At 70.1% G+C, this 17825-nt stretch carries 22 protein-coding genes and 1 pseudogene; 11 read left to right on the plus strand and 12 right to left on the minus strand.

Translation table 11 applies throughout. The annotated features are described in order from the left end of the window. Positions 1-30 precede the first annotated feature (30 nt). Positions 31-471, minus strand: a complete 441-nt coding sequence (locus tag MOV08_RS39190; RefSeq protein WP_039638957.1) for a GNAT family N-acetyltransferase — start codon at positions 469-471, stop codon at positions 31-33. Positions 472-839: 368 nt separating this feature from the next. On the opposite strand from MOV08_RS39190, the gene MOV08_RS39195 reads away from it, so the two are divergent. After that, on the plus strand, positions 840-1262 hold the full coding sequence (locus MOV08_RS39195) for a hypothetical protein (RefSeq protein WP_275310910.1): 423 nt from the start codon (positions 840-842) through the stop codon (positions 1260-1262). A gap of 133 nt (positions 1263-1395) precedes the next feature. Here MOV08_RS39195 and MOV08_RS39200 read toward each other — a convergent pair whose 3' ends face one another. After that, entirely contained in the window at positions 1396-2001 is a 606-nt protein-coding gene (locus MOV08_RS39200; protein WP_275310911.1) for a TetR/AcrR family transcriptional regulator, read from the minus strand. A gap of 240 nt (positions 2002-2241) precedes the next feature. Between MOV08_RS39200 and MOV08_RS39205 the strand changes: the two genes are divergently transcribed. After that, a complete protein-coding gene (locus tag MOV08_RS39205) occupies positions 2242-3417 on the plus strand; it encodes an FAD-dependent oxidoreductase (RefSeq protein ID WP_275310913.1) in 1176 nt (391 codons plus the stop codon). Between the two features lie 102 nt (positions 3418-3519). Here MOV08_RS39205 and MOV08_RS39210 read toward each other — a convergent pair. Next, positions 3520-4256 (minus strand): annotated as a pseudogene (locus tag MOV08_RS39210) (ArsR/SmtB family transcription factor). A gap of 108 nt (positions 4257-4364) precedes the next feature. Between MOV08_RS39210 and MOV08_RS39215 the strand changes: the two are divergent. After that, positions 4365-4925, plus strand: coding sequence for a GNAT family N-acetyltransferase (locus MOV08_RS39215; protein ID WP_275310915.1), 561 nt, complete (start codon positions 4365-4367; stop codon positions 4923-4925). Between the two features lie 77 nt (positions 4926-5002). Further along, complete coding sequence (locus tag MOV08_RS39220; RefSeq protein WP_275310916.1) at positions 5003-5524, plus strand: NUDIX domain-containing protein; 522 nt, start codon at positions 5003-5005, stop codon at positions 5522-5524. 109 nt (positions 5525-5633) lie between these two features. Here MOV08_RS39220 and MOV08_RS39225 read toward each other — a convergent pair whose 3' ends face one another. The 6 genes from MOV08_RS39225 to MOV08_RS39250 form a co-directional block, all read right to left on the minus strand. Further along, positions 5634-5978 carry an ArsR/SmtB family transcription factor gene (locus MOV08_RS39225; RefSeq protein ID WP_039638966.1) on the minus strand — a complete coding sequence of 115 codons (345 nt, stop codon included), beginning with the start codon at positions 5976-5978 and terminating at the stop codon, positions 5634-5636. 230 nt (positions 5979-6208) lie between these two features. Beyond that, entirely contained in the window at positions 6209-6625 is a 417-nt protein-coding gene (locus MOV08_RS39230) for an STAS domain-containing protein (protein WP_275310917.1), read from the minus strand. 31 nt (positions 6626-6656) lie between these two features. Further along, positions 6657-7082, minus strand: a complete 426-nt coding sequence (locus MOV08_RS39235; RefSeq protein ID WP_039638969.1) for an ATP-binding protein — start codon at positions 7080-7082, stop codon at positions 6657-6659. Further along, positions 7082-7489, minus strand: coding sequence for a pyridoxamine 5'-phosphate oxidase family protein (locus tag MOV08_RS39240; RefSeq protein ID WP_275310918.1), 408 nt, complete (start codon positions 7487-7489; stop codon positions 7082-7084). Before MOV08_RS39240 ends, MOV08_RS39235 begins: the two co-directional genes overlap by 1 nt. 151 nt (positions 7490-7640) lie before the next feature. Continuing rightward, positions 7641-7982 carry an ArsR/SmtB family transcription factor gene (locus MOV08_RS39245; RefSeq protein ID WP_039638973.1) on the minus strand — a complete coding sequence of 114 codons (342 nt, stop codon included), beginning with the start codon at positions 7980-7982 and terminating at the stop codon, positions 7641-7643. Positions 7983-8141: 159 nt separating this feature from the next. Next, positions 8142-8501: a zinc ribbon domain-containing protein YjdM gene (locus MOV08_RS39250; protein WP_039638974.1), complete on the minus strand. Its 360-nt coding sequence runs from the start codon at positions 8499-8501 to the stop codon at positions 8142-8144. A 231-nt stretch (positions 8502-8732) separates the two neighbouring features. Here MOV08_RS39250 and MOV08_RS39255 point away from each other — a divergent pair, with 231 nt between their 5' ends. From MOV08_RS39255 to MOV08_RS39270, 4 genes are all read left to right on the plus strand, one after another. Then, positions 8733-8930, plus strand: coding sequence for a hypothetical protein (locus MOV08_RS39255; protein WP_039638975.1), 198 nt, complete (start codon positions 8733-8735; stop codon positions 8928-8930). A 64-nt stretch (positions 8931-8994) separates the two neighbouring features. Continuing rightward, positions 8995-9501, plus strand: a complete 507-nt coding sequence (locus MOV08_RS39260) for an ATP-binding protein (RefSeq protein WP_275310920.1) — start codon at positions 8995-8997, stop codon at positions 9499-9501. A 49-nt stretch (positions 9502-9550) separates the two neighbouring features. After that, positions 9551-9727 carry a DUF6126 family protein gene (locus MOV08_RS39265; protein ID WP_275310922.1) on the plus strand — a complete coding sequence of 59 codons (177 nt, stop codon included), beginning with the start codon at positions 9551-9553 and terminating at the stop codon, positions 9725-9727. A gap of 356 nt (positions 9728-10083) precedes the next feature. Next, positions 10084-10674 (plus strand): SMI1/KNR4 family protein, encoded by a 591-nt coding sequence (locus MOV08_RS39270; RefSeq protein WP_275310923.1) that lies wholly within the window; start codon positions 10084-10086, stop codon positions 10672-10674. 116 nt (positions 10675-10790) lie between these two features. Here the strand turns inward: MOV08_RS39270 and MOV08_RS39275 are convergent, their stop codons facing one another. Next, entirely contained in the window at positions 10791-12407 is a 1617-nt protein-coding gene (locus MOV08_RS39275) for a multicopper oxidase family protein (protein WP_039638977.1), read from the minus strand. 709 nt (positions 12408-13116) lie between these two features. Beyond that, entirely contained in the window at positions 13117-13512 is a 396-nt protein-coding gene (locus MOV08_RS39280; protein ID WP_039638979.1) for a hypothetical protein, read from the minus strand. 971 nt (positions 13513-14483) lie between these two features. On the opposite strand from MOV08_RS39280, the gene MOV08_RS39285 reads away from it, so the two are divergent. Genes MOV08_RS39285 through MOV08_RS39295 form a run of 3 tightly spaced genes read left to right on the plus strand, consistent with a single transcriptional unit; the run spans position 14484 to position 17284 of the window. After that, complete coding sequence (locus MOV08_RS39285) at positions 14484-14693, plus strand: ferredoxin (protein ID WP_039642836.1); 210 nt, start codon at positions 14484-14486, stop codon at positions 14691-14693. Continuing rightward, on the plus strand, positions 14683-16056 hold the full coding sequence (locus MOV08_RS39290; protein WP_275310924.1) for an NAD(P)/FAD-dependent oxidoreductase: 1374 nt from the start codon (positions 14683-14685) through the stop codon (positions 16054-16056). The genes MOV08_RS39285 and MOV08_RS39290 overlap by 11 nt, the downstream gene beginning before the upstream one ends. A gap of 31 nt (positions 16057-16087) precedes the next feature. Further along, a complete protein-coding gene (locus tag MOV08_RS39295; protein WP_039638982.1) occupies positions 16088-17284 on the plus strand; it encodes a cytochrome P450 in 1197 nt (398 codons plus the stop codon). A 113-nt stretch (positions 17285-17397) separates the two neighbouring features. Here MOV08_RS39295 and MOV08_RS39300 read toward each other — a convergent pair whose 3' ends face one another. Continuing rightward, entirely contained in the window at positions 17398-17718 is a 321-nt protein-coding gene (locus tag MOV08_RS39300) for a hypothetical protein (protein WP_039638983.1), read from the minus strand. Positions 17719-17825: the final 107 nt, after the last annotated feature.

The following is a 17825-nucleotide window of genomic DNA, read 5'->3' on the forward strand; positions in this document are numbered from 1 at the left end:
GGCCCAACTCCCAGCCCCGGGCCGCTCGGATCAGGCAAGGCGCAGATCGATCCACGGAATGGCTTCCCCTGGCAGCAGGTAGCGTTCGATCTCGGCGAACCCGTGCTTGCGTGCGAACCGTAGGCCATCCTCGTTGGAGGACAGGATCACCGTCTCGATCACCTCGGCGCCCAACTCCCGTGCCCGGTTGAGCCCACGCGCGTAGAGTTCCTCGCCGAACCCCTGCCCACGGTGGGGAGCGAGCACACGGGCGATCACCGTGGCCGTCAACGCGTCGTCCGAGGGCGGGCGCACCGTGCTGCAGCCCACGAGAACATCACCGAGGTACGCAACCTCCAGATGGTGGCGCTGGGCGCGTTCCCGTATCTCGTCCATGGACAGGATGTGCGTAGGGATGATGGCGTTGTGGACGAACTGCCAGTCCCTGAGCGCAGCGTCATCGTCCGGCTGTTGGAAGCGAAGGTCAGACATCGCAGCAGGAGACCCGAGAACGCGGCCGACGTCAACACCCTTTGTCGCGTGACCAGGGCGTCAGGGGCACCCTGAGTGGACGTGGAGGGTGTGCACGGCCACTTCGCGAGCCGGCAGGAAGCAGTCCCGCACATCCTGGCCTTCGCGTCCGGATCCTCCGTCAACGTCGTCGCCTGAGCCCGTCTGCGACGGAACGGCGCGTGCGTGTCCAGGTGATCCAGGCACAGGCGTGTGTGACGTGCGGGACATCGGTCCGGTGTGGCGATGTCCTACGGTGTCGGCCATGACCGAAGAGCAGACAGGTGACGGTCTGGCGTGGATCGGACAGCACACGGTGGTCGGGGGAGGAGTACAAGGACTGGCAGTGCATGTTCGGCACCAGCGGGGAGTGGACGTTTCTGCTGGAGGACTACCCGTGCGCCACGTGGTATCTGGACTGGATCGAAGAGGTCGAGGGCGCGATGCCCCGCCGGGGCGAAGAGCTGGTGTGCGTGACGCTGAACCAGCATCAGGCCCCGTCCAGGCTCGTGTACTCACCGGGCGACGGGGAGGTGTGGTGCATGGGAATCGGCGAGGACAGTTTGCTGGATCATCCCGGGCGTGCAGACCCCACCGGCAAGGTCGCCGCGCTGGACGAGGCGTTGCGCCAGGCCGCTGTGGTGTGGCGCGGCGATGACCTGCTTCCTCGTGTGTTTCATACGGTCGGAGAGCATCTGGGCATCCGCCTTCCCCGGCACGCGATCGAGGCAGGGCTGTTGCCCGCGGCAGCCCTGCCGGACCCGACGCAGTAGGAGAGCCAAATCCGCGCAAGCGGCTGGAATCGGTGACGAACGGGCTGCCAAGCAGCTCACCTCGCGCCGCGCGACAGGGTTCTTGCTCCACTCGTCGCGCAGGAAGGGATGTCGGCACGGGCTCTGGTCGCGGTCACCCGTCCTGACCGGGGCGGTCTTCCTGTCGTGCCAGCGGGGTGGTGCCCCAGCCGTGTTCCAGTAGAGCGAACAGGTCGCGCATGGCCCGGGCCGGGTCTTCGCTCGCACGGGCGATGCTGGGGGCTTCCAGTGTGAAGCGGGCCAGGGCGGTGACGGCGGGGGCATCCACGGCGAGTCCGGTGGCATCGGCGAGGGTGGCGGCCAGTGTCTTCTCGTGGCGTGACCACATGCGCCGGGCGTAATCCCGCAGCGCGGGGGTGGATTCGACGAGGACGAAAGTGGGGTCGTCTGTCCTCACGCCGGTACGGGTGCTGACCAGGTGGTCGCGCAGGGCGTGCAGCACGGACTGGCCGGGGTCTCGGTCGCGGACTGCGGCGACCAGAGCGCTCTCGACGTCCGCGTCCAGGTCGAAGACGAGGGCTTCCTTGCTGGGGAAGTGCTTGAAGAGCGTGCTCAGTGAGACGTCGGCCGCCTCCGCCACCTCGCGTACCCCGACGTTGTCGAAGCCGTGCTCGGTGAACAGCCGCACTGCGGCATCCGCCAGTGCCTGCCTGGTCTGGGCCTTCTTGCGCTCGCGGCGCCCCGTCGTTGTCTCGGCCATGCCCCGATCTTATCCCTCGCGGCAGATTCGATCACAAAGGCGATCGGATTGAAAGTCGGAGCAGTTGTACTTTTAGAGTTGCTGTGTTTTTGTGGGCAGTGCGCCTGACCGGCAGTCAGCTGCCGAGACCGGGAGCGCCGACGACGCACCTGCGCCGCACAGGTGCCGCCGCTCCAACTCCCAGGGCGTCACCACAACGCACCAGCACTGTCCTCATCCGTAGAACGGAGCGTGACTCTCATGCCCAACACCCCTCGCATCGCGATCGCCGGCGCCGGCCTTGGCGGCCTCGTCTGCGCATGTGTCCTGCAACAGCACGGCGTGCCGGTCACGGTCTTCGAGCGTGAGAACGACCGCAACTCCCGCTCGCAGGGCGGCACTCTCGACATCCACGCAGAAACCGGCCAGGTCGCCCTGCGCGCAGCCGGACTGTTCGACAGGTTCCTGGCCCTGTCCCGGCCCGAAGGCCAGGAGTGGCTCCTGTACGACCGTCACGCGACCCTGATACGCCACGACCAGGCCGGCGAAGGCGATCTGAGCAGGCCCGAGATCGACCGCGGCCAGCTACGAAGCCTCCTGCTGGAATCCCTCGCACCCGGCACGGTCCGCTGGGGCCACCACGTCAGGGCCGTCACCCCGCTACCGCACGGCGCTGCCCGCCTGCACCACCACGACCGCACCGTCGAGGACTTCGACCTGGTCATCGGCGCAGACGGCGCCTGGTCCCGGGTACGCTCCGCGCTCTCCGACGCCCAACCCTCCTACGCCGGCATCACGATGGTGGAAGTCCGCTTCAACGACGTCGACCACCGGCACCCTGGCATCGCCCGCCTGGTCGGCACCGGCACCATGTCGGCCAAGGCGGGCCGCCGCAGCCTGGTGTTGCAGCGCAACAGCAACGGACACGTCCGCGGCTACATCACCTTCCGCGGCCCCCAGGACTGGCACGCCGTCCTCGACCTCGCCGACACCGAGTCCGTACGCGCCCGCCTCCTCGCCCAGTACCAGGGCTGGCACGAGAGTCTGCTGGACATCCTGCGCGACAACGAGGGCGACTTCGTCAACCGGCCGATGTTCGTCCTTCCCGTTCCCCACTCCTGGCAGCGCGTCCCCGGCATCACCCTGCTCGGGGACGCCGCCCACCTGATGCCGCCGGTCGGCGTCGGCGCCAACCTCGCCCTGCTCGACGGCGCCGAACTCGCCCAAGCCGTCATCGGCCACCCCACCATCGACGAGGCCCTCGACGCCTATGAAAGCGTCATGCTGCCCCGCGCCATGGACCATGCGAAGACCGCCCAGCAGATACTCACCACCCTCATGCCCGACACCGACACCGACACCGGCGCCGCCATCTTCCCCGATGCCATCTGGCCGGCCGCCACTCTGCCTGACTCGCCTTCTGCTCAGGCCAGTTGAGCCCGGCCGAGAACGCACCGTCCGTGACGCCCGCCGACAGGACTGACCGTCGAATGTCGAGTGTCGAATGAGGTACGCAGCCTTGCCATGTAGGACACGGTCTCAGACGGGGAGCCGGTCCTCGGGGATGTGGAAGCGGTCGCGGAATGCCTGGCGGCCGGGTTCTGTCAGTGCCAGGCGCGGCCCGTGCCGATTCTGGTGACCCAGCCCGCGTCCAGGGCGTGGGCGCAGATCGCGGCTCCGACGGCGCCGCCGAGGTGGGGGCGGCGCTCGGTCCAGTCCAGGCACGAGCGCACCGGCGGGCGCCGGGTGGCGGTGGGGAGTTCGATGCCGTGCTCGGCGAGGCGGGCCGCCCCTGTCGGGGTGAGCCGTGGTTCCGGTTCCCAGGTGATGAGGCCATCCGCGACCACGGCGTCCGTGACGGCCAGGCCGAGGGTGCCCGCGAGGTGGTCGTAGCACAGTCTGGCGCGGGCCAGGGCCCGGGCCCGGCCGGTGGCGCCCAGTGACGTGGGGCGGGTGGGGCGGCGCGGGGCGAGTTCGGCCAGGCTCTCGATCAGTGCCGTCACCTTGGGGCCTGCGAGTCGTAGATAGCGGTGGCGGCCGTGCCGTTCCTCGGTCAGGAGACCGCCGCTCACCAGCAGGTTCAGGTGCTCGGTGGCCGTCGAGGGCGCTACCCCGGCGTGCCTGGCCAGTTCGAGGGCCGTCCAGGCCCGGCCGTCCAGCAGGGCCAGGCAGATGTCGGCGCGGGTGTCCTCCGCGAGCAGCCGCGCCACTGCGGCGAGGTCAACGCCGACATCGTTGTGCGCCTTGTCCGCCCTGCCTGCTCTGTGAGCCGCCATGCCCCAAGTATTCCGGAGCGTCGGTTCGGCCGGAACCGAACCGGCGGCGTTCTACGCTCCCCGTCCCGAACCGCCCCGTACCGCCCTCCGAAGGAGCACGAACGCCCGATGGTGCGACTCATCAAGCAGTACCTGCGGCGCTGCACGGTTCCCGGTGCCGACGCCGCCAGTCCGCTGGCCCCGGTCGCGGACGCCGCACTTGCCATGGCCCGCACGCCCTCGCACGCACCGGACCCGCCGAGCAGGCCCGCGCTGGAAATCGTCCTCACCGATGCGCCCCGCCCCGTTGACACGGCGGTGATCTCGAACGCCCTGGACCGTTTCAACATCGACATCACCGGCATCGACGACCGTCGTCCCCTGGCCGTCCTGGTCCGCGCCCCCGGCACCCGCCGCATCCTCGGCGGCCTGACCGGCCGGACCTCCCTCGGCCTGTTGTTCATCGACCTCTTCCACCTGCCGCCCCAGCTGCGTGGCTCGGGCCTGGGCAGTGAGATCCTGCGCCGGGCCGAGGAGGAGGGGCGGGCGCGAGGCTGCCGGGCGGCCGTCCTGTACACCATCAGCTTCCAGGCGCCCGGGTTCTATGAGCGCAACGGCTGGCGCCGCATGGGGGAGGTGCCGTGCCTGCCGGCCGGCACCAGTCGCGTCTTCATGACCAAGGAATTCTGAGTCCCTCATGCCTCCGAGGCGTCCCGCCGGTGGAGACCAGCGGCCACCGGTCTCCGCAGACTGCGTAGGCTGCGCGGATGAGTGATCATGCACTGTCTCCCTCCGGCGCTGAGCCGCCCGCACGCCTCACCGAGCCGCGGGTCAGTGCCCGCGCTGTCGTGGTGGATGAGGCGCGCCGGATCCTGCTCATCCGGCACTGCGACAACGGCCGAGAGTTCCACGTGCTGCCTGGCGGGCGCGTCAAGCCCGGTGAGACTGCTGCCGAGGCAGCCGGCCGTGAAGTGCGGGAGGAGACCGGCCTGCGGGTCGATGTCGGTGAACTGCTCTGGGTCCGCGAGTACTTGCCGGAGCGGCACTCCGGCAATCCGCATCACCGCACCCAAATGCAGCAGCTTCAGTTGTACTTCAAAGCCCAACCGGCCTCCGATGCCGCGCTGCCGGCGACGGCGCCGGACCGCACACAGGCGGCCGTTGTCTGGCACCCCCTGGCCACGCTCAACGAACTGGTCCTGCTTCCGCTCGGGCTGGTGGTGCCGCTCACCGCACTCGGCACCACCGAGGCTGCGCAGGCTCCTGTGTACCTCGGTGACTTGGTCTGATCTTGACGTTCCGCGATGCCGACAGGTCCCGCGAACGGGGGAGGCGGCCGCCTCCCGTTCGTAGAGTGCTGTCCAGGCTCTCGGGAGGCGGCCGCCGGTCTGGGGTCCCTTATGGTGCGGGTTTGCTTTGGCCGGATTGCAGGTCGGCGAGGAGTTCGGCTTGTCCGGTCAGTACTCCGGACAGGATCGCTCGGGCCACCTTCAGGAGTTCGGCCACCTGTGGGCTGGTCAGTGAGTAGTAGACGGTCGAGCCCTCTTTGCGGGTGGTGACGAGGTTCATTTTGCGTAGGACGGCCAGTTGTTGGGAGAGGTTGGAGGGTTCGACGCCGATCTCCGGGAGCATCTCGGCCACCGCGTGTTCGCGTTCGCTGAGCAGTTCCAGGACGCGGATGCGTACGGGATGGCCGAGCGTTTTGAAGAACTCGGCCTTGAGGCGGTACAGCGGCGTGCTCATCGTGCCATCGCCTCCCCGGGGCGGCAGCGCTTCCCCGCGGGTCGGGCCCCGGTGTATGGCATCCATCCACTCATCAAGAACATACGGCCCATCTTCGCCTGCGGAACCGGCCCGGTCCGCATCCAGAGGACCGGGCCGCCGCATCCAGGAGTGAAGACCTCGGCGATTGCGGAGGTCAGTAGCTCTTCCGCGTGTGCGCGGGAGCGTGAGTCGGAACCCCCGCCCGCGTGCTAGGCATCTTGATCCTGCGCGGTGGGCCAGCCGGTGGTGCGCCAGTTGCGGTGTTCTGCCTCGTCCCCCTGGCACGGGCGGGCGCCGTGGGCGGTGCGGGCGGCGGTCAGGTCGGTGTGCACCGGGATGGGCGGGCAGTCCCCGGGCGGGACGAGGGAGCCGTCGGCGGGGATCGCGGCCAGTTCCAGGGGGCGGCCCGCCGCGGTGAGGCGACGTGCGGCGTCGGCGAGGGCCAGCTGACCCTCGCTCGACCAGCTGCGCAGTTCGCTCAGGTCGACGATGACGGGACCGGTGCCCCGGGCCAGTACCCAGCCGACCGCTCCGGTGAACCGATGGGCGGCCTCCGGGCCCAGGTAGCCGGCGACGGACAGGACGCCGAGGTTCTCCTCGACGGTGTAGTGCCATTCGATGGTCACGATGAACTCCCTTGCGCGGGCGGTCTGTCGGTCATAGGGGCAGGGTGATCCAGATACCCTTCCCCGCGACCGTGGTACTCGTGCGAACGACTGCTGTGCCGCCCAGGTCGCAGACGAGTTCCCTGACCATGGCCAGACCGCCGCCGCTGGTGCTGTCGACCGGCCCGTCCAGCGGCGGCTGGTAGGGATGCGTGTCATGGACGGCGAAGACCAGGCGTTGCCGGCTGGCCCCGTAGATCACCGTGACCTGCGGGGAGTGCGCGGCGGCGTGCCGGACGGTGTTGGTGACCAGCTCGCTGAGGATCAGCAGGGCCGGGTCCACGGCGGGATGGCGAAGGCCGATGCCCCAGCCGTTCAGGGTCAGTTCGGCGGTCTCGCGGGCTATCCGGACGGCGGAGGGTTCGGCGGGCAGGGTGAGCACATGCCGGTAGGGCAACGGGGTCAGGGGTGCGAACATCATGCCTCCGCGCCGGCCAGGCGGAAGCCGGTGATCGTCTGGGGGCGGAACCGCAGGAGCGTGTCGTGCGGACCGTGCGTCCAACCGGCCAGGGTGCGTCGGTAGTGCGCCGCCTCGTGGGGATCGCGCAGCACGTCGACGGGGCCGGTGAGGGTGACGGTCCAGCCGGTGCCGGTCCTGGGATCGATCTCGTTCGCGGCGTAGGTCGCCGTCGGGGGAATCGCCGTGGCCGGCACGGGCGCACGCACGATCAGGCGGCCGTACTCCCACACGTGTCGGGCGGGCCGGACGACGGCCTGTTCCCGTTGGACGTAGGCCAGCTGCCCCAGCGTGCTGCCTTCCAGCAGCCACAGCGCCTCTCCACCGGAGAGTTCCGTCATGGGCGGGGGGCCGGGCGGCGTGTTCATCGAGCGTGTTCCTCGTGGCGGGTTGCGGCCTTCGGGGTGGGGCGGCGGGCGGAGGTCCGGCTTACTCCAGGCGGCCGCGGGCGGCCTGCCGGGTCGGTGCGGGCCGGCAGTGGCGAGGCGATCGGGGGCCAGGCACAGCCGATCCCCGACGTCATCGCGCAGCGCCCCCGGTTTCCCGCAACTCGGCGAGCAGTTCGTTCCGCCCGGCCAGCATCTCGGTCAGGATGCGCCGCGCCGCCTTCATCAGGTCCGCGACGTCTCCGCCGGCCAGCTCGTAGACGACCGTGGAGCCCTCCCGCGTTGCGGTGACGATCCCCGAGCGGCGCAGGACCGCCAACTGCTGGGACAGGCCCGAGGGCTCCACTTCGATCTCCGCGAGCAGGTCCCGTACGGGCTTGGGGCCGTCCTGCAGCAGTTCCAGCACCCGTATCCGCACCGGGTGCCCGAGCATGCGGAAGAACTCGGCCTTGGCCTGGTACAGCGGAACAGACATGACCCCTCGGGCTTCCTGCGACGCCCCGCTCGGGGCGTCCGCGCAAGACCGTGTCCGCGGCTACGTACAGACACAGCGGCTACAGCATCTAGCCAATTGCGAAATTTTGCAATTCCTCATCGGGTGGATGCCGTGGACGCCCCGGGGGAGGGGCGGTGGTCAGACCTTCTTGACCACGCTGGACTTCAGCTGCATGGCTCCGAAGCCGTCGATCTTGCAGTCGATGTCGTGGCCGTCCACCCCGTCGACCAGTCGGATGTTGCGCACCTTGGTGCCGGCCTTGATCCCTGAGGGGTTTCCCTTGACCTTGAGCGCCTTGACGACGACCACGGCGTCGCCGTCCTGCAGCACATTGCCGACGGAGTCCTTGACGACCCGCTCGCCGGCGGCGCCTCCGCCCTCGGTGTCGCTCTCCGTCGGGACCCATTCGTGGCCGCACTCGGGACACACCACCAGGGCATTCAGTTCATAGGTGTACTCACAGGAGCACTTGGGGCAAGGGGGGAGATTCTCGATCATTCCGCCAGGCTAACCGGCGTCCGCCACGGCAGGAGTCGTAGGGGTGCGTTGCCCGAGTGCCTGGTGTGGGCGCGCGCGGCGGGCGCATCCTGCCGTCCCCTGGGAGAGTAGCGGGTTCGCGCGGCGGATCGCCGCCCCTCTCCCGAGCGGTGGCCGGCCCCCATAGACTTGCATAGTTTTGTAATTCGCTAGTTGTCATTATGGTCAACCACTCATGCGTGGAGGTCTCAGGTGGGCGGCTTCGCCGAAGCAGTGCGGGAGCGGGTGCGCCGGGCGCGGGCCGCTGTCGCGCAGGCACAGCAGGAGGGGGATGCGTACGCGGTGGCCGTGGCCGAGGACGAACTGGACGACGCGCTGCGGACCGCCCGCGGCCTCGGCCTGGAGCTCCCCGACGCCGCCGCGGAGGCCGAAGGCGGAGAGCCGGCGTGAACGGGCAGGCAGCAACTCGGCCCGACCACTGCGGGCCAGTGCGCGGCGCGGGAGTGGAGGCGCCGTGATCCACGCAGACTGGTTTCCGCCGTGGCGCAGACAGCGCACCCCGGCCACCGCCGGCCAGGGCGCGCGGCTGCCGGAGCAGCGGCATGCGTTCACGGTGAGCGCAGGCCCCGGGGCGGTGCGCCGCGCCCGGGAGGAGACGGCCGTCCGGCTGGCCCGGTGCGGCATCGCCACCGGCTCGGCGCTCTCGGACGCGGCGCTGCTGGTGGTGAGCGAGCTGGTGACCAACGTCCTCCGGCACACCGCCGACCGGTCGCCCACCGCGGACGTCACGGTTGAGTGGAGCACCGGGCAACTGGTCGTCGCGGTGGCCGACCGCGACCCCCGGCTCCCGGCGATCGAGACCGCGACGCCGGGGACAGGGTTGGGCACGGTGCGCGAACTGACCGCCTCGTACGACGGCACCCTCGGCGTGGAACCCCACTGGACCGGCCAGGGCAAGAGGCTCCTGGCCACCTTCCGGATGCCCGCATCCGACGTCCGGCCGACCGCGGAACTCCCTTGAGGTGCGATGACGGATACCGGACACCAGCAAACCCCCCAGGAGAACAGCCATGCCTGAGACACCCGATCGCCAGTCACCACCGACACCGTCGTTCGGCGGCGGGATGTCGGAACAGCGCAAGGAACGGGGCGCATCCTGGCGGGTGTTCCTCTACATCGCCGGCAGTCACCTCCTGCTGGCCTTCATGGCGCTGCTGTTCTACCTCGGCAGTCACGCAGGCAAGTAGCCGGCGGTGCACACCCATCACCGGAATACGGGTGAAGGCGCGACCCGTCCCCTCGGGAGCGCCACCGGCCGACCTGGTTGTCCGGCGTACGCTCCCACGCACTCATCTCCACCAGCCGCTCCCCGAAGGGGACGAGCAGCGGCAGTCCTGTCCGCTCGGTGGCCGCCGGATCCACGTACCCGCCCCTGGCCAGGCCGTGCGGCTCCCCGTACCAGCCGCTGAGCTGCTCGGTCAGCGCGGAGAGAGTCACCTCTTCCGCGGTCGCCAGGCATATGTGCCCTGCCGGGTGCCCCGGCTCCCGGCACTCCGGCAGCGGTGCGACGCGCACGCGCACGGGTGAGGACATCCGGCCTGTCGTGGTCGTCGCCGAGCGGTCCGATCCGGCCGCCGACGCGCTGCCGGAGGACGCCTCCTGGGTGGACCGGATCGTCGCGGTCACGGGGTGGGATCCGCAGCGGGCCCGTACGGTCGACTGGACGGCGGTCGAGTCCCGGCTCGGAACCGCACTGCCCGGCGACTACAAGCGGCTGGCCGAGCTCTTCGGACTCGGCGCCTTTGACGGCTTCCTCCAACTCTCCGTACCCGACGCCCCGTTCAAGAGCTCCGACATCGTCCGGCAGTCACAGTGGCTGGCCGAGTGGGCCCGAGCGCACGGCAACAGGCTCTGGGAGCCGTACGCCCTTTTCCCGGCTCCCGGCGGGCTGCTCGAATGGGCCGGCTCGAAACAGGCCGATCGCTTCTACTGGCTCACCGAGGGCCCCGATCCGGACAAGTGGCCGATCGTCATGTCGGAGGAGATCCCCGACTCATGGCAGCGGTTCGACGGCTCGACCGCCGAGTTCGTCCACCGCATGCTCACCGTCCCGGACCACCCCTTCTCGACGGCCCGTTACTTCGACGTCCACTGGTTCCAGAGCTACCGGAGCCTCGAAGCGGCCGGCGGCTGACCACACCGGCCGGAAGAGGGTGGTGACTCGACGTTCACAACCCTCTTCCGGATGCCCGCGGTCAGTGTGGGGCGGCTTCGCCGTGCGCTCGCCGTGCGCCCGTGGACCTGCCGCCGTCAGTCGTGCAGCTTGTAGCCCATGACCGTCATCATCCCCGACTCCGAGTGGTAGACGTTGTGGCAGTGCACCATCCACAGGCCGGGGTTGTCGGCATCGAAATCGACGGAGACCGCCTTGTCCGGCAGGACGATCGTGGTGTCCTTGCGGGGGCCGCCGTCGGGCAGCGCGAAGGTGTGTCCATGCAGGTGCATCGGGTGCCACATCGTGGTCGTGTTGCGGAAGGTGATCCGCACCCGCTCCCCCTGACGTACGGGATAGCGCTGCGAATCCGTGTACGGCTTCCCGTTGATCGCCCAGTCCCAGTCGTCCATGTTCCCGGTGAGGTCCATGTTGATGGTGCGGTCGGGATCGCGGTCCGAGAGCCGCACCGATTCCGCGGCCTTGAACTTGTCCGCGCTCAGCCCGCCGCTCCTCAGCTCCGTCGGGCGGATCTTGTCGTCGGGCGCCTCGCCGTCGCCGGTCCGCAGGAGGGCCTGTGCGGTCTGGAAGGTGTTGCCCGCGGAGAGCGCGGTGAGGGGGAAGACACCGTCCTTCGCGGTCACCAGCACGTCGAAGCGCTCGCCCATGGCGATCAGCAGGCTGTCGGTCGACTTGTGCTGCACCGGGTAGCCGTCGATGTGGGTCACGGTCATGTTGTGACCGCCCAGCGCGACCCGGTAGGCGGTGCCCGCGGCCGCGTTGATGAGACGGATCCGGATGCGGTCGCCGGGCTTGGCGCGGAAGGTCTCGCGGTCCCTGGCCACCTGGCCGTTCATCAGGTGGAAGGGGTGCTCCACGCTGTCCGAGGGGTCGTCGGTCATGCGGTGCCTGGCGCGTCTGCGCATCCGGGCCACGGCGGCGGCCGCCGCCCGGTTGCCGGAGCTCTGCATGTCGTCGTGACCGCCGGCCCCGCCGGGCTTGTTCTTGTTCAGCTCGGCCAGCATCGCGTCCGGAGTCATCCCGTCGACCCCGTCGAGCCAGTCGTCGATCATGACGACCCACTCGTGGTCGTACGAGAGGGGCTCGCGCGGGTCGTCGACGATCAACGGTGCGTACAGTCCGCGGTCCAGCTGCACGCCGACGTGCGGATGGAGCCAGTACGTACCGGGCGTGTCGACCGCGAAGGTGTAGTCGTAGGAGGCGCCGGCCTTCACGGAGCGCTGGGTGATGGACGGGGAGCCGTCCATGTCGTTGCGGATCTGCACCCCGTGCCAGTGGAGGGTGGTGGAGTGCGGAAGGCGGTTGTTGAGGGTCACGGCGACCCGGTCGCCCGCGGTGACCCGGATCTCCTTGCCCGGCAGCCGGTTCCCGTACGCCCACGTGTCGACGACCGCGCCGCCGAAGTCGAACTCGACCTGGTCCGCGGTCAACGCGAAGCGGCGCACGGGACCCGTCCCCCGTTTGCGCTCCGCTTCCATGACCTCCGGACCGTCGGGGGAGACGTAGTTGGACGGGGCGGAGTGGGACCCGTCCGAGCCGTGGCCGTCGTGCGAGCCGGGAGGGGGCGGCTTGCGGTGGGAGTGGTGCTTGCCGTTCTTGGCGTCCAGGGCGGCGGCCCCGGTGGAGGTCAGCAGCCCGCTGCCGGCGGCAGCCATACCTGCGCCGAGCAGGGAACGTCTGGAGTGCGTACGCATGGAGAACCACCTTGTGGCGATCGTGTCGGTGTGATGCGCGGACGGCGAGGGGCGCTGCCGCGGACTCCGGGGACGTCGGCGGGGGTGCGCGCTCCGCTGCGCGCAGCACCGACAGACAGTCAGACGAGCAAACTCAGGCGCGGCGGCGGACATATCGAGCACGGTCCGCGGAGCCGACGGGTGGGGCGGGCGGCCACCGGGACACATTTCCCGTGGCCGGAGTGCAGGCCGGTACCCAGGAGGAGCGGGGCCGGCGTCCAGGAAGCGGCCACGGCCGGAGGGGCAGGGGCGGGGCCCGGGGCGCCGCCGTCGGAGTCCGCCGTTGATCGCTCGGCATCCTGGTCCACCGTCATGTCGTCATGGTCGGGTCGTCCTTGGCGTGTCGTCATGCCGTGATGCGCCATCCGGGCCGTGGCCCGCGGGTGGGACTCGGTGATGCGGCGGGCGCCGACCGCCGCCGCGGTGACTGGTCTTGTCGGACGGTGCACGCTGTCGCAGTGCGCCGGCCTCGCGTGCCTGCAGTGTGGGCTCCGCCTGATCCCTCGCGAGACGCGGAGCCTGCGCGCGGTCTGTGCGGGGACGCGTTGTGGGCACAGGCACCCGTGCGCCGGCCGCGCTGTGCGGGGCCGGCGGGTGCGGAAGCGGACAGGGCCCCGGCGCCAGGCCCGATGGGGTCGGTCGCCGGGGCCCGTCCACTCAACTGGTGGCCTTACTTGCCGCCGCCGTGGCCGCCGCCTTCGCCGCCGCCGTGACCGCCGTCCTCGCCGCCGCCGTGGCCGCCGCCTTCGCCGCCGCCGTGCTCGCCGCCGTGGCCGCCGCCCTCTTCGCCGCCCGTGCCGCCGATCGAGTTGTTGCAGCCGATGCTGGAGCCCATCGAGGTGGCCTGTGCGCTCGGCGAGCCCTCGCCGCCCAGCGCGTTGGCCAGCAGGCCGTTCAGGACCCCGACCTCGCCGAGCACGTCGACGTTCAGGTCGTGGGTGCGGCAGGAGTTGTGCTGACTGAACTCGTCGCCGCCGCGGCCGCCCGCGTGGGCGGTGCCGGCGCCGAAGGCGACGATGCTGCCGAGGGCGGCCGCCAGGACGGCAGCCTTGTGAAGCTTGTACATTTTTTTCTCCGGAAGTTTGAGCGGATTGATCCGCGATGTACAGAGTTCGTACAATTGCGGAAGGCTAATACGAAATATGCCGAATGGAATCTCCGACTCGCCGGATTGCTCCGGCTTTGGTAAAGGTGGCGGACGCCCGGCGTGGGTGGGCTGCCGGTCCCAGGGCGCGGAGATCTGCGTCCGTTGACTGGCACGGCCTACGGCGCGCGAAACCGCCCTGATGGATGTGGACCGGTGCCGCGTAGCCGTCGAGACCGGCGATGTGGTCCGCGTGCGCATGGCCCACCAGGACGAGGCCCGCGGGTGGCGCGGAGGCGACGAGCGAAAGGGCGGCAGGGAGGCAGGGAGACAGGGTGACAGTGACGGGTTGGCGACCAACCTATGGTCCCTGCTGTGCGCGAGCGGCGAATCGCCCCTGTGCATATCGCCTGCGCTGCCGGTGAGTTGAAGCAGAATCGGTTCAACCGGGCCCCGAGCTGGCAACGTCGACGGACGTCATCCGCCGCTCCGGGCCCGCCCGTGCCCTCAACTCCGCCGGCGCCCGGATCTCCCCGGCCCCGGGTACCGCTCGCAAGTCCGGCTCCTGCTACGCGCGTTCGGGCTCCTGGCCTTTCGTTCCGAATCCTCGTCCTCAACGTGCGGGCGGGTGCGCTCAGCCGCCGCCGCGCTGGAGCCGACACTTCGGTTCGTGGCTCGTGCCTCGTGGCTCGGGGTTCGGGGGTCGCCGTTCCGGCGGTGGGGCGCGTCGCTCAGTGGGCGTGCCGTCACTCTGCGCTTACCTGACGCGGACCCCTGCCGCAGTCGTCGGTACCCGTCACCGCGAGTGCGCTCCGGGTGGACCGGTAGTGGATCGGTAGGCGATCGGTGGCGGTACGCCGCAGGTCAGGAGCCCTGCGGTACTTGCATAGCGGGCGTTGGATTTGCGGACCATCATGGAACGGAGGGGGTGAGCAGCGGAGGGAGCGGTGGGGATGCAAATAGTTGTGGATCTCACGCGCTGTCAGGGCTACGCGCAGTGTGTGTTTCTCGCGCCCGATATGTTCCAGCTGCATGGGGAGGAGGGGCTGCTCTACGTCCCGGCCGTGCCCGACGATCAGCTTGAGCGGGTGCGCCAGGCCGTGGCTGCGTGCCCCGTCCAAGCCATCCTCATGGGCAAGGAGGTGAGCGCCGGTGCCGAGTGATCTGCGGGACGGCCGCATCGTCATCGTAGGCGCTTCGCTGGCCGGGTTGAGGGCGGCGGAGACGCTGCGGGAGGAGGGGTTCGCCGGTTCCCTCACGGTGGTGGGGGACGAGCCCCGTCCGCCCTATGACCGGCCTCCGCTGTCCAAGCAGGTGCTGATCGGCGATGTGCCGGCGGAGGCCACGGCGCTGCCGATGCGCCGCGATCCGGATGCCGAATGGCGGCTCGGAGTGGCCGCCACCGGCCTGGACCTGCTGGAGAAGCGGGTGACGCTCGCCGACGGCGAGTCGCTGTCGTACGACCGGTTGCTGATCGCCACCGGGACCCGGGCACGTCCCTGGCCCAACCCGGAGGAGGGCGCGCTGCAAGGGGTGTTCACCCTGCGCACCATCGACGATGCCACCGGGCTGGCCGAGGTGCTGGCCGCCGGGCCGAGGCGGGTGCTGGTGATCGGCGCCGGCTTCACCGGCTCGGAGATCGCCTCTGCCTGTCGGGAGCGGGGACTGGACGTCACGGTCGCCGAACGCGGCCCTGCCCCTCTGGTGGGCGCGCTCGGTGGAACGCTGTCCAGGCTCGCGACCCTGATGCACCGCGGGCACGGCGTGGACCTGCGCTGCGGGGTGACGGTCACCGCCCTGCACGGAGACGGGAACGGCCGGTTCACCGGCGCCGACCTCTCCGACGGCACCCGAGTCGAGGCGGACGTGTGCGTGGTGGCACTGGGAGCGGTGCGCAACGTCGAGTGGTTGGCGGAGTCCGGGTTGGCGGCGGGGCGGCGCGGGGTCGCCTGTGACGCCGGCTGCCAGGCATTCAACATGTACGGGATCGTCATCAACGACGTCTTCGTGGCCGGGGACGTCTCCCGCTTCCCCCATCCACTGTTCGGATACCAGATGCTGTCCCTGGAACACTGGGGCAACGCGGTCGCGCAGGCCGAGGTGGCGGCCCACAACATGCTCAATCCGGGGCCCCTGCAACGTCCCCACCTCACCATCCCGACGTTCTGGTCGACCCAGTTCGGGCTCAACATCAAGTCGGTGGGCGTGCCCACCTACTCCGACCACGTGGTCATCGCACAGGGCTCGCTGGAGGCGAGACGACTGGCGATGGTGTACGGCTACCGAGGACGGGTCACCGCGGCTGTCACCGTCGACATGGGCAAGGCACTCGGCTACTACCGCCACTTGATCGAGACGGCGGCCGAGTTCCCGCCCCCGCCCGGCGCGGCGGACCGTGCCATCGCGGCCGACATCCCGATTCCGTCCGACGTGCCGGATCCCAAGGGGCTGTCTCACGAGCCCGTCGTGGCGCTCACCGGATATCTGCCCGATCGCCGGCTGATGGTGGTGCAGCCGGTCGGCTGAGCCACATCCTGTCCCACCACGAGGAGCCACCATGGACTCCGAGACCTTGCTGTCACGCATCACCGACTACGCGAACCGGCCCAATCCCTACCCGCTCTACGCGGAGCTCCGCGAGGCCGGTCCCGTGGTGCGGCAGGCGGACGGCAGCTATCTGGTCGGCACCTACCACCAGATCGGCGCCCTGCTCCACGACCCCCGGATGAGCGTCGACGAGCGCTCGCGTACCAACCCGCCGCCGCAAGAGACCAAGAACCCGTCGTTCCTCCGGCTCGACGACCCCGAGCACCACCGGCTGCGCACGCTGGCCATGCGGCCGTTCGGCCCCCCGCACACTCCGGGCCGGGTCAACGCCATGCGTGGTGAGATCGCCCGGATCACGACGGAACTGCTGGAGGCGCTCCCGACTGATCGGCAGATCGACATCGTGGACGATTTCGCCTACCCGCTGCCCGTCACCGTGATCTGCCGTCTGCTCGGCGTACCGCGCGAGGACGAACCGCGGTTCCGGGTGTGGGCCGACGCCCTGGTCGCCGCCGCGGACGTGCGGCCGGACGAGGACACCACCGAACAGGACGCGGCGGGCAGGCAGGCCGGGAGCGAAATGGGCCAGTACCTGCTGGACCTCGCCGAGCAGCGGCGCGGCAAGCCGACCGACGACATGCTCTCCGCCTTCGTGAACGAGCCGGATCGATCCCTGCGGCTCACGCCCGAGGAGCTCACGGCAACCGGTGCGCTACTGCTCATCGCGGGGCACGAGACCACGGTCAACCTGATCACCAACGGGGTGCTCACCCTGCTGCGCCACCCCGAGCAACTGGACCGGTTGCGCCGTGAACCCCAACTGCTGCCGCAGGCCGTGGAGGAACTGCTGCGGTACGAACCCCCGGTACACATGCGGGAGCGGGCGCCCCTGGCCGACATCGAGGTGGCCGGTACCACGATCCCGGCGGGCACGCCCGTCGTGCTGGCCCTGGCCTCGGGCAATCGTGACCCCAAGCAGTTCCACGAGCCCGATCGCTTCGACCCCACCCGCCCGGACGTCGAGCATCTGAGCTTCGGCAGCGGCATCCACCTGTGCTTCGGCGGCCCGCTCGCCCGAATCGAGGCCGACACCGCACTCGGCGCACTGCTTCCCCGCCTGGGCGCGGCCCGCCTGGTCCAGGATCCGCCCCCGTACCGGCAGAACGCCATGCTGCGCGGTCCTCGCCATCTGCCCGTCCAACTGTGACGTGCCGCTCGTGACGCCCGAAAGTGACGGCAGAGTTCCCGCCCCGCGCCCAACGCATCCGCGGAGCGTCGATTTGTTCCGGTAGCGTCATAACCTGCGGAATTGCGCGGGCCCTAGGCGGTGGCGGGACCGTCGAGGAAGCCGAGCAGCAGGGCGGCCTCCGCGCGGAGCTGTGCGGCACGCTCGGCATGTGCGGGTGCCGTCAACTGCGCCGCCGCTTCCAGTCGTTCGGCGGCCTCGGCCCGTACGACGGCCGCCACGCTGTGCTCGCTCAGCTCGCGCCGCGCTGCTTCGGTGGCGCCGACACCGACCGGCGCATGCTCCAGGGCCACGCCGCGGAGTGCGGCTTCGTCCACGGGTACCGCCTCGGCGTTGTCCAGTGCGGCAAGCGTCGAGCGCAGCGCACTCACCGCGGCCTTGTCGCGGGCGCGCATCGCTTCGGGCAGGGCTTGACGCATACGGAGACGCAGAGACATGTCGGTGACCCTACGGCCGTGCCGCGTGCTCCACAACGCGATTCACGTGCGGCAGTACGCCTGGT

The organism is Streptomyces yunnanensis (genome assembly GCF_029011865.1).
Classification (GTDB): Bacteria; Actinomycetota; Actinomycetes; order Streptomycetales; family Streptomycetaceae; genus Streptomyces; species Streptomyces yunnanensis.

Excerpts from the sequence above, each read along its gene's own strand:
- MOV08_RS39190 (WP_039638957.1), bottom strand. The coding sequence starts at position 471 with ATGTCTGACCTTCGCTTCCAACAGCCGGACGATGACGCTGCGCTCAGG.
- MOV08_RS39195 (WP_275310910.1), top strand. The coding sequence starts at position 840 with ATGTTCGGCACCAGCGGGGAGTGGACGTTTCTGCTGGAGGACTACCCG.
- MOV08_RS39200 (WP_275310911.1), bottom strand. The coding sequence starts at position 2,001 with ATGGCCGAGACAACGACGGGGCGCCGCGAGCGCAAGAAGGCCCAGACC.
- MOV08_RS39205 (WP_275310913.1), top strand. The coding sequence starts at position 2,242 with ATGCCCAACACCCCTCGCATCGCGATCGCCGGCGCCGGCCTTGGCGGC.
- MOV08_RS39215 (WP_275310915.1), top strand. The coding sequence starts at position 4,365 with ATGGTGCGACTCATCAAGCAGTACCTGCGGCGCTGCACGGTTCCCGGT.
- MOV08_RS39220 (WP_275310916.1), top strand. The coding sequence starts at position 5,003 with ATGAGTGATCATGCACTGTCTCCCTCCGGCGCTGAGCCGCCCGCACGC.
- MOV08_RS39225 (WP_039638966.1), bottom strand. The coding sequence starts at position 5,978 with ATGAGCACGCCGCTGTACCGCCTCAAGGCCGAGTTCTTCAAAACGCTC.
- MOV08_RS39235 (WP_039638969.1), bottom strand. The coding sequence starts at position 7,082 with ATGTTCGCACCCCTGACCCCGTTGCCCTACCGGCATGTGCTCACCCTG.
- MOV08_RS39240 (WP_275310918.1), bottom strand. The coding sequence starts at position 7,489 with ATGAACACGCCGCCCGGCCCCCCGCCCATGACGGAACTCTCCGGTGGA.
- MOV08_RS39245 (WP_039638973.1), bottom strand. The coding sequence starts at position 7,982 with ATGTCTGTTCCGCTGTACCAGGCCAAGGCCGAGTTCTTCCGCATGCTC.
- MOV08_RS39250 (WP_039638974.1), bottom strand. The coding sequence starts at position 8,501 with ATGATCGAGAATCTCCCCCCTTGCCCCAAGTGCTCCTGTGAGTACACC.
- MOV08_RS39265 (WP_275310922.1), top strand. The coding sequence starts at position 9,551 with ATGCCTGAGACACCCGATCGCCAGTCACCACCGACACCGTCGTTCGGC.
- MOV08_RS39275 (WP_039638977.1), bottom strand. The coding sequence starts at position 12,407 with ATGCGTACGCACTCCAGACGTTCCCTGCTCGGCGCAGGTATGGCTGCC.
- MOV08_RS39280 (WP_039638979.1), bottom strand. The coding sequence starts at position 13,512 with ATGTACAAGCTTCACAAGGCTGCCGTCCTGGCGGCCGCCCTCGGCAGC.
- MOV08_RS39285 (WP_039642836.1), top strand. The coding sequence starts at position 14,484 with ATGCAAATAGTTGTGGATCTCACGCGCTGTCAGGGCTACGCGCAGTGT.
- MOV08_RS39295 (WP_039638982.1), top strand. The coding sequence starts at position 16,088 with ATGGACTCCGAGACCTTGCTGTCACGCATCACCGACTACGCGAACCGG.
- MOV08_RS39300 (WP_039638983.1), bottom strand. The coding sequence starts at position 17,718 with ATGCGCGCCCGCGACAAGGCCGCGGTGAGTGCGCTGCGCTCGACGCTT.